Origin of the sequence: Cupriavidus sp. SIMBA_020 (assembly GCF_046535395.1) — a bacterium.
GTDB lineage: Bacteria > Pseudomonadota > Gammaproteobacteria > Burkholderiales > Burkholderiaceae > Cupriavidus > Cupriavidus campinensis.
Map to the genome: position 1 here is coordinate 1 of NZ_JAWRWU010000672.1, position 269 is coordinate 269.

General features: G+C 61.3%; 1 pseudogene. It reads left to right on the forward strand.

Features of this window, described 5'->3' with window-relative positions:
* Window positions 1-269: pseudogene (locus tag SB751_RS31015) on the forward strand (ornithine carbamoyltransferase subunit F); the annotation flags it as partial.

Below are 269 nucleotides of genomic sequence, written 5' to 3' on the forward strand. Positions count from 1 at the left end.
CCTACATCGACCCCAACTCCTCGCAGATCGGCCACAAGGAAAGCATGAAGGACACCGCCCGAGTGCTGGGGCGCATGTACGACGCCATCGAGTACCGTGGCTTCAAGCAGGAAATCGTCGAAGAGCTGGCCAAGTTTGCCGGCGTACCGGTGTTCAACGGCCTGACCGATGAGTACCACCCCACCCAGATGATCGCTGACGTGCTGACCATGCGCGAGAACAGCGACAAGCCGCTGCACGACATCAGCTACGCCTACCTGGGCGACGCC